Source organism: Chryseobacterium lineare (assembly GCF_977014045.1).
Map to the genome: position 1 here is coordinate 2,807,117 of NZ_CDRNIQ010000001.1, position 21,035 is coordinate 2,828,151.

The window sequence follows — 21,035 nt, forward strand, 5'->3', positions numbered from 1 at the left end:
TTTTATTAAAATAAAAGACTATTCTGTCACGATAATTTTTTTATTAAGCAATACTTTTCCGGATTCGTCGGTAATGTTTACCAAATAAGCTCCACTTACAAGATTTTTCAGGTAAACCTGTTGATTCAAAGCGCCACCTTTCACAGATAAATTCTGACTCATTACATTTTTCCCTGATATATCGAAAATATTCAGTTTAATATTTCCTTTAATGCTTTTATCATTCACATTTACGTTGATTAATTTTTCATCAACTCTTGTCGGATAAATATCAAGATTTGTAAAAATATTGTTTGAGGCCGCCCTGTCATTAGCGAAATATTTACTTGCTAAATCATAAATATGTAAGTTCTCTTCGCCGGGAAGCTGTTTTGCCTGTAAAGTATTCAGATCGACTTCATATAAAGGCGCGCCTTTTGCGCTTGCGATCACCACTTTTCCTTTTGAATTCACCGCGGAACCATTGACCGAATAATTATCCGGAATTCCGGAAATTTTGCCAACAAACTTTGCTTTTAATTCTTTCGTTGAAATTTTAAATACATTTCCTGCGGCCGAGAATACATAAAAATTGCCATCAGCATCAGCAATTATATCGCCACCAAAACCTGTTTCAATCTTTGTGAAGGAATTTTTACCGTTAGAAGCATCATCCATAATGATCCCGAGATCAGTGACTGCATATTGATTTCCTTTTCTGCTGATCTGTAAAAACTGCGTTCCAGCATTATTGATTGCGTAAATATTACCGTTATAGCCCGTTGCCATTCTTGTAAAATGTGAATTAATATCACATGAGGTAACTCTTGCTACGCTGTTTTCCACCAAAGTAATTTCCTTGGATTTTGCATTCAACACATAAATATTCGAGGAGAACATCGGCATATATACCAAATTATTATTGGAAGATTCATAAGCCAACGTTGCCATATTGATTGCCTGAGCGTTATTGTATGTATTTTTATCCTCAGTTACAGAACCATTTCTGTTCTGCGAGAAGACTTTAGCGGAAGAATCTGATGTAAATATTCTTTCTCCGGAAATACCATTGGCAGCGTCAATCGCTCGGAAATCATTGAAAATAATGCTTGGAGTATCTTTACCGACAAGCGCAAAAAAATCCTGCTGAGCAGATGTATTAATACCGATTAAAACCAGAAATAAAGGGAGTAAATGTTTTTTCATAGATATAAATTTTAATTTTTAATCATTTTATTATGACTAAGTTACGTAATTTTTGAATTGAATTTTAAAAAATTTTTGAGGTTAAAAAAGAATTTTGAAAAGGAATCTCTGTCATTCTGACGAAGGAAGAATCTCATGCAAATTATATAAGAGATTCTTCATTTCGCTTTGCTTCCTTCAGAATGACATTTGCGCATAAAAAAACTCCCGCAAAAATTGCAGGAGTTTATATAAATATTTTAAATTCTAGTTCAAAACATAAGTCGTTCCGTCTCTTCCGTCCTTCAGCTCAATTCCTTCTGCAAGGAGCTTATCACGAATCTGGTCTGAAAGCTCGAAATTTTTAGATTTTCTTGCCTGGTTTCTTAATTCAATTAAAACCTTCAAAGTCTGATCAAGTTTTTCATTGTTATTTTCTTCAATGGTCTGAAGTCCTAAAACATCAAAAACAAGCGCATTTAAAGTGAATTTTAATTCTTCTAAATCTTTCGTTGAAATGGTTTCTTTACCATCATTCAAAGCAAAAATATATTTTACCGCTTCAAATAAATGCGCAATCATAACCGGCGAATTAAAATCATCTGTTAAGGCATCGTAAGCTTTATTTTTCCATTCTTCCAGACTGAAAGCAGATTGTTTTTCATCATTAGGAACAATATTATTTAAAACTTTAATGGCTTCCATCAATCTGATGAATCCTTTTTCACTGGCCAGCATCGCATCATTGGAAATATCCAGCACACTTCTGTAATGCGCCTGCAGAAAGCAGAAACGTACAATTGACGGATGGAAAGGTTTCTCAAAAAAATCATTTTCACCAGTCACCAACTGCATTGGCAAAATATAATTCCCTGTAGACTTGCTCATCCGTTGAGAATTCATCGTCAGCATATTGGCATGCATCCAGTAATTTACCGGAGCTGCATCATTGCATGCCTTTCCCTGTGCGATTTCACATTCGTGGTGCGGAAATTTAAGATCCATTCCTCCGCCGTGAATATCAAAAGTTTCGCCTAAATATTTCGTGCTCATGGCAGTACATTCCAGATGCCATCCCGGGAAACCTTCTCCCCAAGGCGAATTCCACCTCATGATGTGCGCCGGGGAAGCTTTTTTCCACAATGCAAAATCCTGCGGGTTTTTCTTTTCTCCCTGCCCATCCAGATCGCGGGTATTGGCGAACAGCTCTTCAATATTTCTTTTGGATAGTTCACCGTAGTTCAGGCCTCTCCTATTGTATTCCAACACATCGAAATACACAGAACCGTTGCTTTCGTAAGCGAATCCTCTTTCAATTAATTTTTGGGTTAATTCAATTTGCTCTACGATATGTCCGGTTGCGGTCGGCTCGATATTAGGCGGCAATAAATTAAACATCTCCAGCACTTTATGAAAATCTACGGTATATTTCTGTACGATTTCCATAGGTTCCAGCTTTTCCAATCGCGTTTGTTTTACGAAACGGTCGTTGTTTACGTCTCCATCGTCGGTAAGGTGTCCTGCATCGGTGATATTTCTTACGTATCTTACTTTGTAGCCAAGATGCATCAAACTTCTGTAAATGAAGTCGAAAGAAAGAAAGGTTCTTACATTTCCTAAATGCACATTACTGTAAACGGTTGGTCCACAGACATACATTCCAACATTTCCTTCTAAAATCGGTTTAAATATTTCTTTTTCGCCCGCAAGCGAGTTGTATATTTTTAATTGCATGATTCTTTATAAATGATAATTAATGATTGATAAGTGATTTTTAAAACTAATTCAAGACAAATCTTTCACAACAAATAATTGTTGTAATAAAAATTTTATTTGAAACTTTTTTAAATTTTATCATATAACAAACTCTGTATTAATTTAATCCAATTTTGCATGGCTTCCCACATAATGAAGGAATTCCTGTCTTGTAATGGGATTTGTCCTGAAAATTCCGCTCAATTCGGCGGTAATGGTAGAACTTGCCGTATCTTTTATTCCTCTGCAATTTACACAAAGATGTTTAGCATCAATAATACATGCAACATCTTTTGTACCTAAAGCTTCTTTTAAGGCATCCACGATCTGCATGGTAAGTCTTTCCTGAACCTGCGGCCTTTTTGCATAATAATCGACAATTCTGTTGATTTTCGAAAGACCGATCACTTCTCCATTTGAAATATAAGCAACATGCGCCCTCCCAATAATTGGCAAAAAATGATGTTCACAGAACGAATATACTGTAATATCTTTTTCCACCAACATCTGGCGGTATTTGTATTTATTTGAAAATGTAGAAATTCCGGGTTTGTTTTCAGGTAAAAGACCTCCGAAAATTTCATTGACATACATTTTGGCAACTCTTCTGGGAGAATCTTTCAAAGAATCATCCGTCATGTCTAAACCTAACGTCTCCATGATTTCACCAAAGAGTTTCGTGATTTTTTCTATTTTTTCCTCTGGCGATTTATCAAAAGCATTTTCCCTTATTGGCGTGTGTTCTTTTCCCGTGAAAATATCATCGTCGTTGTCCGTAAAATCAACCATTTTTATTTAATTTGCACAAAAATACGGATAATATCTTTTTAATTGATTTTGATTTAAATGAAAAATATTATCTTTCTTATTCACTACCAAAACGAAATATGATTACTGTAGAAGAAGTACGAAATGAAAATCAGAAACGAGAATTTTTAGAGTTTCCCCCGAAACTTTATCAGCATGATAAGAACTACATAAGACCTTTAGACAAAGATATTGAAGCTATTTTTAATCCTCTTAAAAATAAATTTTTCAAAACCGGTGAATGTGAGAGATTTTTATTTAAAAACAAAAAAAATGAAACCGTAGGAAAAGTTGCCGTTTTTATAAACGAAAATTATCCCCAAAAACAGCCAACGGGCGGAATCGGGTTTTTCGACTGCATCAACAATCAGGAGACGGCAAATTTTATTTTTGATCACTGCAAAGACTGGCTTCAGAAAAGAGGAATGGAAGCCATGGACGGACCGATAAATTTTGGGGAACGGGATAAATTCTGGGGACTTGTCATTGAAGGCTTTACTGAGCCTTTATACGGAATGAATTACAATTTCCCTTATTACAAAGATCTTTTTGAGAACTATGGCTTTAAGATTTACTTTGAGCAGCTCTGTTTTTCAAGATCTATTTTTGCCGAGGTTTCGAGAGTTTTTACGGTAATGCATGCCAAGCACAGCAAGAATCCCAATATTTCGGCAAGACCTATGACAAAGGACAATCTGGAAAAATTTGCCGCAGATTTTACTGAAATTTATAATAAAGCCTGGGAATCTCATGGTGAAGGGAAATGTATGGATGAGTCGAAAGTCCTGAAAATGTTCAGAACAATGAAACCCATTATTAATGAACATATTTCATGGTTTGTATATGAAAATGAAAAACCTGTTGCCATGTGGATGAATATTCCGGATACGAATCAATGGCTTAAATATTTAAATGGAAAATTCGGGATTTGGGAAAAACTAAAATTTCTTTGGGTTAAAAGGTTTAAGAAAAACGAAAAAATGGTTGGCCTTGTTTTTGGTGTTGTTCCGGAATGGCAAAAGAAAGGTCTTGAAGGCTACATGATCTGGGAAGGAACGCAGCATCTTAGAAAGCATACCGATTTCAAAGTCACCGAAATGCAGTGGATTGGGGATTTTAATCCTAAAATGATCAAGATTGCAGAAAATCTGGATACACGTGTTACAAGAAAATTGGCAACGTATCGCTATCTTTTTGACAGAAGTAAAAATTTTGAACGTCATCCTGAATTATAATTTTAGATATAAACCATATGGATTCATCAGTAATTATTTTAATTATTTTTCTCCTCCTTTTCTTATTATCAATTCCTGCGATTATTTTTCTGATTGCTTATCTTGCTGCGAGAAGCCGAAAGAAGAAACAGAAACTTTTGCTTGAACAAATCGGAACTCCGGAGTATTACGCTTTTGTCCGCTACAATATGGGAAATGCTCAAAACGAGTTTTTCAAGATCAAAGCTTTTCAAGGAAGCGGAATGCTTTATGTTGAAGGCGAAAATATTCACTTTGTAGATACTTTACATCAAAATCCCCATACTTTTCCTTTACATGAAAGTTCAATAAAATGGGAAGACATTAATATTGTCAATGGTCTTTTAAAATGGTTTTCGATATCAGATCAGGAAAAGAAATATTATTTTAATATCGAAAGTGGAATGTTTATTTTCAATTTAAATTCTTCAAAACCGACCACTAAAAGTGTTTTTGAAAGACTCTTAAAATATCAGACTGAGATCTGATCATTAATTTATTGTTTTCGGCGGCGGCAAAGCCGCTAGTCATGGTCGGAAGATTTTTTCTTCCGATTTTTTTATGTTAAATTAAGGAATATTCAAACTGAAAAAAGATATAACTTTTTGTCTTCCAGTTAATTGTGTTTTTTTTGAATTTCCGTATCTTTAAATCTGATAATCAATATTTTATGTCAGTTTTTAACGATCACAAAATCTCTCTTAAGCAAGTTTTGGAATTTATTCCAAAAGCCTTATTGCAGCATCTTTCGGCAACTACAAATGTAGATTACTACAGCAAGGTTTTACATGGTGAAAAAATGTTTTATCTTTTATTATTCTGTATTTTCGATAACGAAAGACTGAGCCAAAGAACTCTGGAAGATACTTTCAACGCAAGTGGATTTAAGGCTTTATTCGGCTTGGGCGAAGAAGAAAAAATAAGACGAAGTTCTATTTCTGAAAGATTATCAAAAATTGATCCCAATTATTTTAGAGAGATTTATGAGCATATGTATAATCGGTTTCGGGAGTATTATTCCGGTTCTGAAATCGAGGGGTACAATCTTATTCGTGTAGACAGTACTATTGTCTCGGATACCTGCGTAAAACTAAAAGAAGGAATAGACCAAAAAAGCGGTAAAAAACTAGTGAAATTTAGTTTTTCATTTGATGGAATTTTACCCTCGGGCGTGAAAGTTTTTAATACTCAAACCTATTCTTCTGAAGATATGGCTCTTCCAGAAGCAATTTTAAACCATACCCTGAAAGAAAAAGACCATGATAATATTTACGTTATGGACAGAGGCGTACAATCTGCTCGAACGATGAAAAACTTTGATGAAAATGGAGTAAAATTTATTGTTCGTTTAAAGGAAAACAGGAAATTTGAGGAGGTAGCGTCTTTTTTAAATTCCGAATATGAACAAAAATGGGATGATTGGCATGTTGCTAAAGATTCTAAAGTAAAGCTTTATACAAAAGCAACCCCTGAAAACAACCCTAAAAATATACATTATCATAATGGGAAGGTAGAAACAGAGTTTCGTTTAGTGGTGATAAGAAACCGAAAAACGAATAAAGAGCTATGGTTTTCAACAAATGAATTTGAGTTGACCCCTAAAGAGATTGCTGATTACTATCGTAAAAGATGGGACATTGAGGTTTTCTTCAGGTTTATGAAGCAAGAGCTTAATCTTAGTCATTTGGTATCACTCAACAAAAATGGTATTGAGGTAATGCTTTACATGACTATGATTGCGGCAATGCTGCTTTTAATCTATAAAAAAGCGAACAACCTGGGTTACAAAACTGCTAAAAGGCGTATTAAGATGGAGCTTGGAGAAATGATTACAGTAATTTTAATAATCTTTGCCGGTGGAGATCCAAAGAAAGTTTTTAAAACTTAAAAATGGCCGGAATTTTCTTCCGACCATGACTACAAAGGCTCCGCCGAAACTAAAAAAACCAAAAAAAGAAAAGCTCTGCTACTCGGCAAAGCTCAAAATCAAATATCATTTTACTTTATTAGAATAGCGCTCCTGCTATTTTTTTGATATTATCACTTTTCCCCATGGAATAGAAATGTAAAACCGGAACTCCAAAATCCAGCAGTTCCCTGCACTGATTGATTGCCCATTCAATTCCTATTTGTTTGACAGCTTCATTATTTTTAGCGTTTTCCACTTCATTAATCAATTCTTCCGGTAAATCAATTTTAAAAATTTGCGGTAAAATCTTCAAATGCTTTTTCATGGCAATCGGTTTTATTCCCGGAATGATGGGAACAGTGATCCCCATTTCCCGGGCTTTTTTCACAAATTCAATATATTTTTTATTGTCGAAAAACATTTGCGTAACAATATAATCTGCTCCGGCATCTACTTTTTGTTTTAACCATTTCAAATCGTAATTCATAGAGGGTGCTTCCATGTGTTTCTCCGGATAACCCGCCACTCCTACACAGAATTTATTGTGTTCCTGACATTCTTCTTCCTGATTATGCAGATATTTCCCTCTTCCTAAATCATTGATCTGATGTACAAGATCCATTGCACTGGCATGGCCCCCATTTGTTGGCTCAAAATATTGATGTCCCTTCATCGCATCACCCCTAAGCGCCATAATATTTTCGATTCCGAGGTACATACAGTCGACCAGAAGATATTCGGTTTCTTCTTTGGTAAAACCTCCGCAAAGCAAATGAGGAACAGTATCTACATTATATTTATGCTGAATAGCCGCACAAATTCCCAATGTTCCGGGACGCATTCTCGTAATTCGGCGTTCCATTAAACCATTTCCTTTGTCGATATAAATATACTCCTCCCGGGAAGTCGTCACATCAATGAATGGTGGTTTAAATTCCATCAAAGGATCAATATTTTTATATAAATCTTCAATACCAATTCCTTTTTGCGGCGGAACCACTTCGAGGGAAAACAACGTTTTTCCGTTAGCGTTTTTTATATGATCGGTGATTTTCATTATTAGTTAATCGTAAGTTTTGTTTTAATTTATTTTTTTTGGGTTTTATTTTCGCGGCGGCTTCGCTGCCGCGAAAACTAAACCCAATCAGATACCATCTGCCAAATTTGGATTTAACCATTTTCTTGCTTCCTGTAAAGAAATTCCTTTTCTTTCGGAATAATCTTTCAATTGATCTTCTGCAATTTTTCCTAAGCCAAAATATTTCGCATGCGGACTTCCGAAATAATATCCGGAAACCGAAGCGGTCGGAAACATGGCTAAACTTTCCGTTAGATAGACTCCGATATTTTCCTCCACTTTTAATAGATCCCAAATTGCATGTTTCTCCAAATGATCAGGACAAGCGGGATAACCCGGAGCAGGACGAATACCTTTATATTTTTCAGCGATTAATTCTTCGTTGCTTAAATTTTCCTGATTCGCGTAGCCCCAATATTCAGCTCTTACTTTTTTATGTAAAAACTCGGCGTAGGCTTCTGCAAAACGGTCTGCCAAAGCTTTTACCATAATGGCATTATAGTCGTCACCGGCTTTTTCATATTCTGCTGCCAGCTCATCCGTTCCAAAACCTGTCGTAACGCAGAAAGCGCCCATATAATCGACTTTTCCTGAATTTTGAGGTGCAATAAAATCACTTAATGCCATATAATCTTTCCCTTTTGAACGTTGGGCCTGTTGTCTTAAAGTGATGAATTTTACTTTCTGTTCATTATCTTCATCAAAAATTAAAATGTCATCCTTGTCAGTAGAATTGGCTTTAAAAATTCCAAAAATAGCTTTTGCCGTCAATAATTTTTCGTCTAAAATTCTTTTTAAAATACCCTGTGCATCTTTGAACAGTTCTTTCGCCTGGGTTCCTACAACCTCATCTTCCAAAATATTCGGATATTTCCCATGAAGATCCCAGCTTCTGAAAAACGGCGACCAGTCTATAAAAGGTAACAATTCTCCTAAATCCTGATTTTCAAAAACCTGAATTCCCAAACGATTTGGGGTAAAGATATCTTCATTGTTCCAATCAATTTTAAACTTATTTTCTCTTGCTTCTTCAATAGAAACATAATCTTTTTCGACCTGCCTGTTGAGAAATTTTTCCCTGAATTCCGAATATTCGCTTTTAAGATCGTCGACGTATTCTTTATTTCTATCGCCCAATAATGAACTGACCACGTTTACCGCTCTGGAAGCATCATTTACATGAACAACAGCATTTTTATATTTTAAATCAATTTTCACAGCGGTATGTGCTTTGGAAGTTGTCGCACCGCCAATCAGTAAAGGAAAATTCAAGTTTTGTCTTTCCAGTTCTGAAGCAATGTACACCATTTCATCCAAACTTGGCGTAATCAATCCGCTTAAACCAATAACATCTACCTGATGTTCAATTGCAGCCTGAATAATTTTTTCGGCCGGCACCATCACTCCAAGATCCACAATTTCATAGTTGTTACAGCCCAACACAACGCTCACAATATTTTTACCGATATCATGAACGTCACCTTTTACCGTTGCCATCAGAATTTTTCCATTCGCAGGTTTCGCACCGTCTTTTTCAGCTTCGATGAACGGCTGTAAATAAGCTACTGCTTTTTTCATTACCCGCGCCGATTTTACGACTTGCGGCAAGAACATTTTCCCGCTCCCGAAAAGATCTCCCACAACACCCATTCCCGTCATTAAATTAATTTCAATAACATGAAGCGGTTTTTCTGCATGCAATCTTGCTTCCTCAACATCTTCTTCGATGAAACGGTCAATTCCTTTTACCAGAGAATGCGTAATTCTTTCCTGGAGGGGATAATTTCGCCATTCAAGATCCTCAACTTTTTCTTTTTTTACCGATTTATGCTTTTCAGAATAATCTAATAGTCTTTCTGTGGCATCTTCTCTTTTGTCAAGGATAACGTCTTCAACTAATCCGAGCAGTTCTTTATTAATTTCATCATAAACCTCAAGCATTGCAGGGTTTACGATTCCCATATTCATCCCCGCCTGAATGGCATGATAAAGAAATACCGAATGCATCGCCTCTCTCACCGTATCATTTCCCCTGAAAGAGAATGAAACATTACTAACACCTCCACTTACAGAGGCATACGGAAGATTTTGCCGCACCCATCTTGTCGCTTCGATAAAATCAATGGCGTTTCTACGGTGTTCATCCATTCCTGTTGCAACAGGGAAAATATTTAAATCGAAAATAATATCTTCCGCCGGGAAATTTAAACGATTCACTAAAATATCATAAGACCGTTTTGAAATTTCGATTCTGCGTTTATACGTATCCGCCTGCCCGACTTCGTCAAATGCCATAACAATCACAGCTGCACCATATCTTTTGATACGTTTTGCCTGTCTGATAAATTCTTCTTCACCACCTTTAAGGCTTATTGAATTTACCACGCATTTCCCCTGCGCCACCTGCAATCCCGCCTCCAGAATTTCCCATTTTGAAGAATCGATCATCAATGGAATTCTGGAAATATCAGGCTCGGAAGCAATTAAATTTAGAAACTTAATCATGGAAGCTTTTCCGTCGATTAATCCATCATCGAAATTAACGTCCAGAATCTGCGCTCCGCCTTCCACCTGGTGACGCGCAATATCTAATGCTTCTGCAAATTTTTCTTCTTTTATTAATCTTAAAAATTTCTTTGATCCTGCAACATTGGTTCTTTCACCAATATTGATAAAGTTACTTTCCGGCGTAATAATCAAAGGCTCAAGCCCCGATAATCTTAAATATTTCATAGTTTAATTTACCAATGTATCAATGTAACAGTTTATCAATTAGATTCTTTATTTCGCTAAGAATGACACTGATTGTTACATGGATAAATATTAGATTGTTATATTAACTTTCCTCGGCTCGTATTTTTCTACCAAATCAGCTATTGCTTTTATATGGTCAGGCGTTGTGCCACAACAACCCCCAATAATATTGATTAATCCTTTTTCCACATATTCCTTGATCTGGCTTGCCATATCTTCAGGCGTTTCATCATACTTCCCGAAAGCGTTTGGTAAACCGGCGTTGGGGTAAGCCGAAACATGGAATTCTGAATTATGCGCCAATGTTTCCAGATACGGCGTTAATTGGTTCGCTCCCAGTGCGCAATTAAAGCCAACACTCAACAGGTTCAGATGTGAAACAGAAATTAAAAATGCTTCTGCAGTTTGTCCGCTCAGCGTTCTTCCCGAAGCATCAGTAATCGTTCCCGAAACCATTATAGGGATTTCAATTCCTCTTTCATCCTGAATTTCATCGATTGCGAATAAAGCAGCTTTTGCATTCAATGTATCGAAAATAGTTTCTACTAAAAGAATATCCGAACCTCCGTCTAATAATGCTTCGCACTGCTGCTTGTAAGCAATTCGCAATTCTTCAAATGTAATCGCTCTGTATCCTGGATCATTTACATCAGGACTCAGACTTGCCGTTCTGTTGGTCGGACCGATAGAACCCGCAACAAATCTTGGTTTATCAGGGTTTTGAAAAGTAAATTCATCACATACTTTTCTTGCGATTTTTGCAGATTCATAGTTCAATTCATAAACCAGATCTTCCATGTGATAATCTGCCATGGCTATTGTCGTTCCCGAAAAAGTATTCGTTTCCAGAATATCAGCTCCGGCTTCAAGGTATTTTCTGTGTACTTCTTCAATCGCCTGGGGTTGCGTAAGGGAAAGCAGATCATTATTTCCTTTCACAGGATGTTCCCAATCTTTGAAACGTTCGCCACGATAATCTTCTTCCTCGAATTTGTATCGCTGAAGCATCGTTCCCATCGCTCCGTCCAGAATCAAAATTCTTTCGGATAATGCTTTATATAATTGTTCTGAATTTTTCATTTTTTATTATTTCATCGTTGAATTAATCCAATGCCTGTTTTAAATCTGCGATAATATCCTCCACATTTTCCAGACCAACTGAGCAACGAACCAATCCGGCAGTAATTCCTACTTCATTTCTTTCTTCGTCCGTTAATTTAGAATGTGTTGTTGAAGCAGGATGCGTAACAATTGTTCTCGTATCTCCCAGGTTTGCGGAAAGCGAGCACATTTTTATGTTATCTAAAAAGTTTCTTCCGCCTTCAATACCTCCTTTGATTTCGAATGCGACGATATTTCCACCCAATCTCATTTGTTTTTTTGCTACTTCATAACTTGGATGAGATTTCAGGAAAGGGTATTTCACCAATTCAACATTGGGATGGCTTTCTAAAAATTCAGCAACTTTTAAAGCATTTTCACAATGCTTTTCAACACGAATTGCTAATGTTTCCAAGCTTTTTGATAAAACCCAAGCGTTAAAAGGTGACATTGCAGGTCCCGTATTTCTTGCGAAAAGATAAATTTCACGAATCAGATCTTCTCTGCCGACAGCTACTCCACCCAGAACACGGCCCTGACCGTCAATTAATTTTGTTGCTGAATGAACGACGATGTCTGCTCCGTATTTTATCGGTTGCTGTAAATAAGGTGTTGCAAAACAGTTATCCACGATGAAAATTAAATTATGCTTTTCCGCAATTTTTCCGAAAAATTCCAAATCCAATACTTCAATAGCGGGATTGGTAGGTGTTTCCAGATATAAAATTTTTGTATTAGGCTTAATATATTTTTCAACGTTTTCCGCATCTTCTGCCTTGAAATAGGTAGTTTCAATATTCCATTTCGGGAAGTATTTTGTGAATAAAGTATGTGTAGAACCAAAAACAGACTGGCAGCTCACGATATGATCCCCCGCATTCAATAAAGTGGCAAAAGTGGAATAAATAGCGGCCATCCCGGTAGCGAAAGCATAACCTGCTTCTGCGCCTTCCATCTTCGTAATTTTATCGGTAAATTCCGTTACATTAGGATTTGAAAAACGGCTGTATAAGTTCTTTGATTTTTCTTCCGCAAAACTTGCTCTCATATCTTCCGCATCTTCAAAAACAAAGCTTGAAGTCAGAAAAAGCGGCGTTGAATGTTCCTCAAACTGCGTTCTCTCAGTTTGGGTTCTTATGGCTATGGTCTCAAAATTTTCCATAATATATTTAATTTACCAATGTAGCAGTGTATCAATGAGATTCTTCACTTCGTTCAGAATGACAAAGGTTAGATATTGGTAAACTGCTACATTGTTATATTGTTACATTTAATTACTTTGTTTCACTTACTCTTAAAATATCTCCGAAAACTCCTCTTGCGGTCACTTTTGCACCAGCTCCGGCCCCCATAATGACAATAGGGTTTTCACCGTAACTTTCTGTATAAATCTCAAAGATTGAATCAGAACCTTTTAATTGTCCTAAAGCTGAGCTTGCAGGAACGGAAATTAAATTTACATCCAGTTCACCTTTTTCTTTCTGTAGATCTCCATGCAGATCACCAACGTATCTTAACACATGACCAGGTTCCTGATTTTCTTTTATTTTTTGGTATTCTACATCCAGCTCATTCAATCTTGAGAGAAATTCTGATTTTGAAACTGAAAGCAGATTTTCAGGAACTAAATTCTGAATATTGATATCTTCAAATTCATTAATCAAATCTAATTCTCTAGCTAAGATCAATAATTTTCTTGCGACATCATTTCCGGATAGGTCTTCTCTTGGATCCGGTTCTGTATAACCTTTTTCCAATGCTTCGTTGATGATGGTTGAAAAATTATCATTCCTCAAAGAAAAATTATTGAATACATAACTTAGTGTTCCTGAGAAAACACCTTTAATTCTTGTGATATTTTCCCCCGAAAGGTGTAACAATTTTATCGTATCAATTAACGGCAAACCTGCACCAACGTTCGTTTCATATAAATAGCGTCTGTTATTTTTGTTCAACGTATATCTTAGTTTACGGTATTCTTCAATCGGAAGGGTATTGAAAATTTTGTTTGAAGAAACGAGATCAAAACCATTTTCTGCCAAAGCATGATAATTATGAACAAAATCTTTACTTGCCGTATTATCAACAACGATAAGATTTTCCAGCTGATTTTCTTTTGAAAAATTAATCAATTCCTGAACTTCCGATGGATTTCCTGCCGCTAAAACATCATTACTCCAATTGCTGTCAAAACCTTTTTTGTTAAAAGCCATTCTTTTGGAATTCGCCACCGCCACAACTTTTAAATCGATCTTTTTTCGTCTTTTAATTTCTTCTGAAGATTCCAGAACTTGCTCTATCAAAGTCTTTCCAACGTTTCCGTGACCGATGATGGCTAGGTGTACCGTTTTAGGTTTTTTAGAAATTTCAGATTCGATGATATTTTTTGCCTTTTCGTCCTGAGAAGAAGTGACAACGATGTTTACTCTTTTTTCCGCCGCAATCTGATTTAAAAGTAACGGGAAAACATTGTTTCTTGCCAGTTCTGCCAAAACTTTGTTGAAATCTTCTGCCACAAAGCCCAAAACCGACACGTTATTTATGCTGTAAATCTGGGAAACTTTACCCGATTTTCTTTCTGCTTCAAATTCATCAATCAGACAATTTACCGCCTTTTCAGAATCCGCTTCCTGAACGAGAATAGAAAGCCCGTTTTCGATTGCCTGTTGAGAAATTACTCCCACACTGATTCGCGCCAAAGTAAGCGCTTTAAAAATTCGTCCGTCAATCCCGATTTCACCTAAGAAATCTTCTCCTTCAAATTTGATGATTGATCTGTTTTTCAAAAATTTTATTTCGTTTACATTCTTCATCTTCTACAAAATATTTTTAATGATAGTATTTAATTGTTCATATTCCATTAAGAAGGCATCATGCCCATGAATTGAGGTGATCTCGTGATAGAAAACATTTTCCTTTTTCTCTTTAAGCCTTTTAAAACACATTCTGATTTCGGAAGCGGGGAAAAACAAATCTGTATCTACAGAGATCATGTGCATTCGTGCCTGAATTTTTTCCAATTGATACTCGTCAGCATTAATATTCATCAGCAAATGATTCATCAGCTTGTAAGATTTTAAACTAAATCTTCCGTTTAAAGCATTTCCGTGATAAACCAACCAGTCTTCAGACTCTAATCTCTGTTTTTCCTGATTGTATTTGTTTTGAAATCTGTCATTTAACGATTCCGGCGTTCGATAGCACAGCATTGCATGAATTCTGGCTTTTTGTAAAGGTTCATCATCCTGATTCAACAAAAATTTCTGTACCAGACATTGCGCATGAAGCCAGTCATGGGTTTTAAAATCGCAGGCAATAGGAATGAAAAATTCGGCAAGCTGTGGTTTTTTCACCAGCATTTCCCAACCGATTCCGCCTCCTAGAGAGCCTCCGATAATGGTGTGTAATGTTTTTATATTTAAAATTTCAAGACCCTGCAGAAATATATTGGCAATATCTGAAACTGTAAAATCTTCATATTCATCAATAAAAAAATCATCGTAACCATTTCCCGGAATATTGAAACATAAAATGGTGTATTTTTTTGTATCAATTGCTTCACCATCACCTATCAATTTTTTCCACCAGCCTTTTTCTCCCGAAACATCTGAGTTTCCGGTTAAAGCATGATTTACCAGAAAAATAGGAGCGGAAAACAATTCTTTCCCGAAAAGCCGGTAGCTCAACGGGATATGATATTCCTTACCGGAATTTGTGCGATACGAAAAATTGATATGTTTTAGTTCTGCTTTCAATTCTATTATTTATTAATACAATTGAAAATGCCACAGGAATGGCTGAAAGAACTTCAGTAAGTTATCTGTCCAAAATAATTTTGGTAGAACGTAGCACCTTCTCCGCTTTCGCGAAGGGTTGCTAAGGTTTCATAGGGTCTAATCCCTCAACCTTTCTTGATAACATTTTCAATATTTGAATGAACGAATGGTGCAAAGATAAAACTTTTCTTTTAAAATTTTATAAAAATTTAATTTAATATCACAAACACCCTTCAGCAGGCGGTTTGCAGAAAGATATTAAGTTTAATTCAAATTTGTGAAGTTGGAATTTTTTACCAAAAAAACTAACTTCGTAATGAAAAGTGACGACATATGATTGCAGAAAAACAAAGATTACAAGATACAGACTGGAAAAACTGGGGTCCTTATGTGAGTAACCGGCAGTGGGGAAACGTACGGGAAGACTATAGCTCAAACGGTGACGCATGGAATTTTGCCAATCATAATAATGCGGAAAGCTATGCTTACCGCTGGGGAGAAGAAGGAATCGCCGGAATCTCCGATGCCAAGCAACTTTTCTGTTTTGCCCTTTCATTCTGGAATAAGAAAGACAAGATCGTGAAAGAGCGTTTTTTCGGGCTGAGCAATCCTCAGGGAAATCACGGTGAAGATATCAAGGAAATTTTCTACTATCTGGATAATACGCCTACTCACAGCTACATGAAAATGCTGTATAAATATCCTATTAATGCTTTTCCTTACGATGATATCCGCGCAGAAAATGCGAGACGAAGCAAAAAAGAACCTGAATATGAGATTATTGACACCGGAATTTTTGATAAGGACGAGTATTTTGATATTTTCATTGAATATGCAAAGGCCGATCATAATGACTTGTTAGTACGTGTAACTATTTTTAACAGAAGTAGTGTTGACGCTCCTATTGTTGTGGCACCCACCGTGTGGTTCAGAAATAACTGGAAATGGGGCTACAATACTTATAAAGGTCAGACAGCCGCTTCGCACGAAGGTTGTATTAATATTGATCACGATAGTATTTCCATAAAAAAGTTTTATTCCAGAAATACTGATGCGGAAAGTGTTTTTTGTGAAAATGAAACCAACACCCCCAAACTATACGGAGCTCCATATCTTGGAAATACTTATTTTAAAGATGGAATTAATGACTACATTATTTATGGCAGTAACACGGTAAATCCTGAAAAAAAGGGAACAAAGGCTTCCTTTCTTTTGGATGAAATCATAGAAGCAGGAAGTTCAAAATCTTTTGACTTTAGACTTTCTCCGGATCATTTGGATGAGCCCTTTGAAAATTTTGATAAAATTTTTAATACCAGAATTGCCGAAGCGGATGAATTTTACCATGAAATTCAGAATGATGTGATGAATGATGATGAGAGAAATGTCCAAAGACAGGCTTTTGCAGGATTACTCTGGAATAAACAGTTTTATCATTACAATGTAGGAAAATGGCTGAAAGGTGATCCGAATTTTGAGGCTCCGAGAGATTTCAACAATTATGTACGAAACACGGAATGGAACCATATGCATAATAAGGATATCATTTCCATGCCCGACAAATGGGAATATCCGTGGTATGCCACCTGGGACCTGGCCTTCCATTGTGTTCCGTTTGCGATTATTGATGCAGATTTTGCTAAAAACCAATTGCTTTTGCTCACTAAAGAATGGTATATGCACCCGAACGGACAAATGCCTGCTTACGAGTGGAACCTGAGTGACGTAAACCCTCCTGTTCATGCTTGGTCATGCTTCAGGGTTTTTAAAATTGATGAAAAGCAGAACGGAAAACCGGATCTTTTATTTTTAGAAAAAGTCTTCCAGAAATTGCTCCTTAATTTCACATGGTGGGTAAACCGAAAGGATAAAAATGGTAAAAATATCTTTGGTGGAGGCTTCCTGGGTCTTGATAATATCGGAGCTTTTGACCGAAATATGATCCTGAAGGACGGCCAACATCTGGAACAGGCCGACGGTACAAGCTGGATGGCCATGTATGCATTAAATATGATGCGTATTGCTATGGAACTGGCTCAATATTATCAGGTGTATGAAGATATGGCGATTAAATTTTTTGAGCATTATTTATATATTGCAGAGGCCATGGAAAATCTTGGAGAAGGAACCAAAGGACTTTGGAATGAAGAAGACGGATTTTTCTACGATGTGCTTCAGCTTGGAAACGGAGATAGTGTTTCATTAAAATTACGAAGCATCGTAGGGCTTATCCCGATGTTTGCCGTAGAAATTATAGATCACCATCTGCTCGACAAAATGCCTAATTTTGTGGAAAGGATGGATTGGGTACTAAAAAACAAACCCGAACTTACCAAACTTGTATCCCATTGGGAAGAGGAAGGCCAGGGAAGAAAACATCTGATGAGTATTCTCCGCAAAACAAGACTCACAAAAGTGCTGAGCCGTATGCTTGATGAAAAGGAATTTCTAAGCGATTACGGAATTCGTGCCATGTCTAAAGTATATGAAGAAAATCCGTTTGTATTCTCTGTACACGGGACAGAAAATGTTGTTTATTACACACCGGGCGAAAGCGACAGCCGGATGTTCGGAGGAAACAGTAACTGGAGAGGACCCATTTGGTTTCCTATCAACTTCCTGATTGTAGAGAGCTTACAGAGATTCCATTTTTATTACGGAAACAGCATGAAAGTTGAACTGCCTACCGGAAGCGGAGATAAGAAAAATCTTGACGAAGTCGCACAGAATATCAGCAACAGACTGTGTTCTATTTTCCTCAAAGATGCAGTGGGCCAAAGAGCATTCAACGGAGGGAATGCAAAATTTAATTATGATGAAAACTTTAAAGACTATATAACATTCTTCGAGTATTTCCATGGTGATAACGGACGCGGAATCGGGGCATCTCATCAGACAGGATGGACTGCTACGGTTGCAAAACTGATGAAACCAAGAATGACATTTTAACATTATTTCTCCATACAATACAGGCCTCTTAATACAGAGGCTTTTTTATATCAAAAAAAACAAAATATTTATTATTTCAATATAAAATCATTGATGCAATAGTTACCATCTATTCACATTAAGCAAAAATCATTATATATTGCATATATGTAAAAAATTATCATCAATTTTTAATTTATAATAATTTTTTATCAATAAAATATCTATATTAGCCAAATAAACCTAATATAAACTTTATGAAAGGAAAATTACTACCTCTAGCAGTCGTGGCATTATCGGCTGTTTGTACTCATCAGCTTAAAGCTCAGGAATATCAGCCGATGCCGGTTCAAAGTGGCTTTAATGCAGATGTCATTGCCAACGGAGTGGGACCGTCTGCTTCTTCAACCAACAATGATGTCGATGGAGTAAGCTATGCTTTTATCTCAAGAGATTTTCAATTGACAGCTGCAAGTACACCGCTTACCTATGGTCTCCCTATCAATGGAATTATTAATTCGGCTGTATCTTCAACATCAGGATTATCTTATCAGATGGCTCCTTACAGCTCAAATAACAGCCTTCGATTAGAAACTGCCGGCGAAAACGGAACCTTAGTTTTTTCAACACCTCTTCAGGCTCTTACTGTGTATATGCTTGCAACGGGAGGAAGCGGTAGCTGTACCGTAGATGTAGACGTAAATTTTACAGATAATACTTCACAGACTCTCTCGGGAATCAGTATTTCCGACTGGTACGGAGGAAGCAGCTACGCAATCCAGGGGATCGGAAGAATTAACATCTCCAATGACAACCTTGAGTCAGGCTCGGGGACCAATCCAAGACTATATCAGATTCCTTTGGCAATCAGCACAGAGAATCAATCAAAGAGCGTAAAAAGTGTAACAGTAACAAAGGTAGGAACAGGAGGAATCCCAAATATTTTTGCTTTCGCGGCCGACGCCTATAATGCCTGCAGTACTCCGACAGACATTACTGCTACGACTACCATGTCGGATGCAACGTTAAGCTGGACAGCACCTACCAATGCCCCGGCTTCAGGATATCAATATTACTACAGCACTTCGCCTACTGCCCCTACAGCAACGACAACTCCTACCGGGAATGTGACCTCAGGTACTTCTGTAACTCTTAATTCACTTACTACCGGACAAACTTATTATTTCTGGGTAAGATCCAATTGCGGTGGCTCATCTCAAAGCTTCTGGAAAATGAAAGAATTTACACCGGGGCAGATCAGTACCATTTATACAGCCGGGGATATCAATACACAATATAACAATTCGGGAGTTTCCACTTCATCTACTACAGACTGTGCAGGAAGTGTAAGCATCAATGTTCCGGCAGGATATAAAATAAAATCTACAGCAGTTTCTTATAAAATGTCTACCGTTTCCAACGGATGGATGGGAGAGCAAAGAAGCCTTTTGGTTTGTACAACAAACAATACCACCGAATCTTCTGTAACCTCCGGATCCGGATCGTCCACAGGTACCTATTCTTATAACAGAACCGGACTTACTCTCGCCAATGAGCTTACAGGAACTGTAAACTACGAGCTGAGAGCATGGAGAACATATGGCGGATCAGGCTGTAGTGCAGATTATAACAAAGTTGATAATAACACATTAACGGTAACCATTACTCTGGAGCCATTATCTCTGGCAACAAGCGAGGTGACCGCAAAAGAAAAAGAAAGAATTGCTTATCCGAATCCGTTCGCTGATACCTTATATCTTGAAAAAGCGGAAAATGTGAAAAAAGCTGTTTTAACAGATCTTTCGGGAATTGTAGTTAAAACCGTTGAAAATCCTTCTTCAGCATTATTCTTAGGAGGAATAAGATCCGGAATGTATATTCTGACTTTAACCATGAAAGACGGATCTTTAAAAAGCATGAAAACAATTAAAAGATAATACATACACTTCCATATTCATAATGAAAACGCGGATATTTTATCCGCGTTTTTTGTTTTGTATGAGATTGGAAAAGATTAAGCCTCAACAATTTCTCCATTCACGAAAACCTCGTAGCCAATTTCCACATTGGGTTCCAGGGTCTTAGAAACAGAACAGTATTTTTCGAATGAAAGCTGAGCTGCTTTTAATGCTTTCTTAGGATCCATATTACCTTCAAGAAAAAACTTTACTTTGATTGATTTAAAAGGCTTGGCATCATCCACCGGGATTCTTTCTCCTTCAACTTCAGCCTTAAAACCGGTGATTTCCTGTCTTTGCTTTTTCAGAATTGAAACCACATCGATGCCGCTACAGCCTGCAACCGCCATCAAAACGCTTTCCATAGGAGAAACTCCTTTTGCTCCCGGCTGAGTCGTATTATCTAAAAGAATTGAATTTCCCTGAGAATTGGTACATTCAAACAAAAAATCGTCGTTGATTCTGTTAAGTGTTATTTTCATTATATGTATGCTTGATTTAATGATTATTAATTGCTGTTTATACTACATGATTAAACTCCGCCCCTCGGAA

The 21,035-nt window shown here is 36.8% G+C and carries 15 protein-coding genes and 1 riboswitch; of the genes, 5 read left to right on the forward strand and 10 right to left on the reverse strand.

All coding sequences use genetic code 11. The features are described from left to right. Positions 1-18: 18 nt before the first annotated feature. From ACWNCI_RS12425 to folE, 3 genes are all read right to left on the reverse strand, one after another. Positions 19-1,185 (reverse strand): T9SS type A sorting domain-containing protein, encoded by a 1,167-nt coding sequence (locus ACWNCI_RS12425; RefSeq protein ID WP_449388546.1) that lies wholly within the window; start codon positions 1,183-1,185, stop codon positions 19-21. 246 nt (positions 1,186-1,431) lie between these two features. Then, positions 1,432-2,898 (reverse strand): cysteine--tRNA ligase, encoded by a 1,467-nt coding sequence (gene cysS / locus ACWNCI_RS12430; RefSeq protein ID WP_449388547.1) that lies wholly within the window; start codon positions 2,896-2,898, stop codon positions 1,432-1,434. A 144-nt stretch (positions 2,899-3,042) separates the two neighbouring features. After that, positions 3,043-3,708: a GTP cyclohydrolase I FolE gene (gene folE, locus ACWNCI_RS12435; RefSeq protein WP_449388548.1), complete on the reverse strand. Its 666-nt coding sequence runs from the start codon at positions 3,706-3,708 to the stop codon at positions 3,043-3,045. A gap of 98 nt (positions 3,709-3,806) precedes the next feature. On the opposite strand from folE, the gene ACWNCI_RS12440 reads away from it, so the two are divergent. The 3 genes from ACWNCI_RS12440 to ACWNCI_RS12450 all read left to right on the forward strand — a co-directional run bounded on the left by ACWNCI_RS12440 (position 3,807) and on the right by ACWNCI_RS12450 (position 6,867). Further along, complete coding sequence (locus ACWNCI_RS12440; RefSeq protein ID WP_449388549.1) at positions 3,807-4,961, forward strand: hypothetical protein; 1,155 nt, start codon at positions 3,807-3,809, stop codon at positions 4,959-4,961. 17 nt (positions 4,962-4,978) lie between these two features. Continuing rightward, complete coding sequence (locus ACWNCI_RS12445) at positions 4,979-5,467, forward strand: hypothetical protein (protein WP_346984001.1); 489 nt, start codon at positions 4,979-4,981, stop codon at positions 5,465-5,467. A gap of 182 nt (positions 5,468-5,649) precedes the next feature. Further along, on the forward strand, positions 5,650-6,867 hold the full coding sequence (locus tag ACWNCI_RS12450; RefSeq protein ID WP_449387048.1) for an IS4 family transposase: 1,218 nt from the start codon (positions 5,650-5,652) through the stop codon (positions 6,865-6,867). Between the two features lie 118 nt (positions 6,868-6,985). Here the strand turns inward: ACWNCI_RS12450 and metF are convergent, their stop codons facing one another. The 6 genes from metF to ACWNCI_RS12480 form a co-directional block, all read right to left on the reverse strand. Continuing rightward, positions 6,986-7,945, reverse strand: coding sequence for a methylenetetrahydrofolate reductase [NAD(P)H] (gene metF / locus ACWNCI_RS12455; RefSeq protein WP_449388550.1), 960 nt, complete (start codon positions 7,943-7,945; stop codon positions 6,986-6,988). Between the two features lie 87 nt (positions 7,946-8,032). Next, positions 8,033-10,699, reverse strand: a complete 2,667-nt coding sequence (metH, locus tag ACWNCI_RS12460; protein WP_449388551.1) for a methionine synthase — start codon at positions 10,697-10,699, stop codon at positions 8,033-8,035. 90 nt (positions 10,700-10,789) lie between these two features. Beyond that, the gene (locus tag ACWNCI_RS12465) at positions 10,790-11,800 is read right to left on the reverse strand and encodes a homocysteine S-methyltransferase family protein (protein WP_346983997.1); all 1,011 of its coding nucleotides are present in this window, start codon (positions 11,798-11,800) and stop codon (positions 10,790-10,792) included. Positions 11,801-11,822: 22 nt separating this feature from the next. Then, positions 11,823-12,983 (reverse strand): O-succinylhomoserine sulfhydrylase, encoded by a 1,161-nt coding sequence (locus tag ACWNCI_RS12470; protein ID WP_449388552.1) that lies wholly within the window; start codon positions 12,981-12,983, stop codon positions 11,823-11,825. A gap of 112 nt (positions 12,984-13,095) precedes the next feature. Then, positions 13,096-14,634: an ACT domain-containing protein gene (locus ACWNCI_RS12475; RefSeq protein ID WP_449388553.1), complete on the reverse strand. Its 1,539-nt coding sequence runs from the start codon at positions 14,632-14,634 to the stop codon at positions 13,096-13,098. A gap of 3 nt (positions 14,635-14,637) precedes the next feature. After that, positions 14,638-15,576, reverse strand: coding sequence for an alpha/beta fold hydrolase (locus ACWNCI_RS12480; RefSeq protein WP_449388554.1), 939 nt, complete (start codon positions 15,574-15,576; stop codon positions 14,638-14,640). 58 nt (positions 15,577-15,634) lie between these two features. Beyond that, a riboswitch (SAM riboswitch) is annotated at positions 15,635-15,742 on the reverse strand. 188 nt (positions 15,743-15,930) lie between these two features. On the opposite strand from ACWNCI_RS12480, the gene ACWNCI_RS12485 reads away from it, so the two are divergent. Further along, the gene (locus ACWNCI_RS12485) at positions 15,931-18,546 is read left to right on the forward strand and encodes an MGH1-like glycoside hydrolase domain-containing protein (protein WP_449388555.1); all 2,616 of its coding nucleotides are present in this window, start codon (positions 15,931-15,933) and stop codon (positions 18,544-18,546) included. A 236-nt stretch (positions 18,547-18,782) separates the two neighbouring features. Next, positions 18,783-20,462 (forward strand): T9SS type A sorting domain-containing protein, encoded by a 1,680-nt coding sequence (locus ACWNCI_RS12490; protein ID WP_449388556.1) that lies wholly within the window; start codon positions 18,783-18,785, stop codon positions 20,460-20,462. Positions 20,463-20,539: 77 nt separating this feature from the next. Here ACWNCI_RS12490 and ACWNCI_RS12495 read toward each other — a convergent pair whose 3' ends face one another. Further along, the gene (locus tag ACWNCI_RS12495) at positions 20,540-20,965 is read right to left on the reverse strand and encodes an OsmC family protein (RefSeq protein ID WP_346983990.1); all 426 of its coding nucleotides are present in this window, start codon (positions 20,963-20,965) and stop codon (positions 20,540-20,542) included. Positions 20,966-21,035: the final 70 nt, after the last annotated feature.

Bases quoted from the DNA above. Each gene is read 5' to 3' on its own strand.
- ACWNCI_RS12495 (WP_346983990.1), bottom strand. From the start codon at position 20,965: ATGAAAATAACACTTAACAGAATCAACGACGATTTTTTGTTTGAATGT.
- ACWNCI_RS12470 (WP_449388552.1), bottom strand. From the start codon at position 12,983: ATGGAAAATTTTGAGACCATAGCCATAAGAACCCAAACTGAGAGAACG.
- metF (WP_449388550.1), bottom strand. From the start codon at position 7,945: ATGAAAATCACCGATCATATAAAAAACGCTAACGGAAAAACGTTGTTT.
- ACWNCI_RS12440 (WP_449388549.1), top strand. From the start codon at position 3,807: ATGATTACTGTAGAAGAAGTACGAAATGAAAATCAGAAACGAGAATTT.
- ACWNCI_RS12425 (WP_449388546.1), bottom strand. From the start codon at position 1,185: ATGAAAAAACATTTACTCCCTTTATTTCTGGTTTTAATCGGTATTAAT.
- ACWNCI_RS12490 (WP_449388556.1), top strand. From the start codon at position 18,783: ATGAAAGGAAAATTACTACCTCTAGCAGTCGTGGCATTATCGGCTGTT.
- ACWNCI_RS12465 (WP_346983997.1), bottom strand. From the start codon at position 11,800: ATGAAAAATTCAGAACAATTATATAAAGCATTATCCGAAAGAATTTTG.
- folE (WP_449388548.1), bottom strand. From the start codon at position 3,708: ATGGTTGATTTTACGGACAACGACGATGATATTTTCACGGGAAAAGAA.
- ACWNCI_RS12485 (WP_449388555.1), top strand. From the start codon at position 15,931: ATGATTGCAGAAAAACAAAGATTACAAGATACAGACTGGAAAAACTGG.
- ACWNCI_RS12475 (WP_449388553.1), bottom strand. From the start codon at position 14,634: ATGAAGAATGTAAACGAAATAAAATTTTTGAAAAACAGATCAATCATC.
- ACWNCI_RS12445 (WP_346984001.1), top strand. From the start codon at position 4,979: ATGGATTCATCAGTAATTATTTTAATTATTTTTCTCCTCCTTTTCTTA.
- cysS (WP_449388547.1), bottom strand. From the start codon at position 2,898: ATGCAATTAAAAATATACAACTCGCTTGCGGGCGAAAAAGAAATATTT.
- metH (WP_449388551.1), bottom strand. From the start codon at position 10,699: ATGAAATATTTAAGATTATCGGGGCTTGAGCCTTTGATTATTACGCCG.
- ACWNCI_RS12450 (WP_449387048.1), top strand. From the start codon at position 5,650: ATGTCAGTTTTTAACGATCACAAAATCTCTCTTAAGCAAGTTTTGGAA.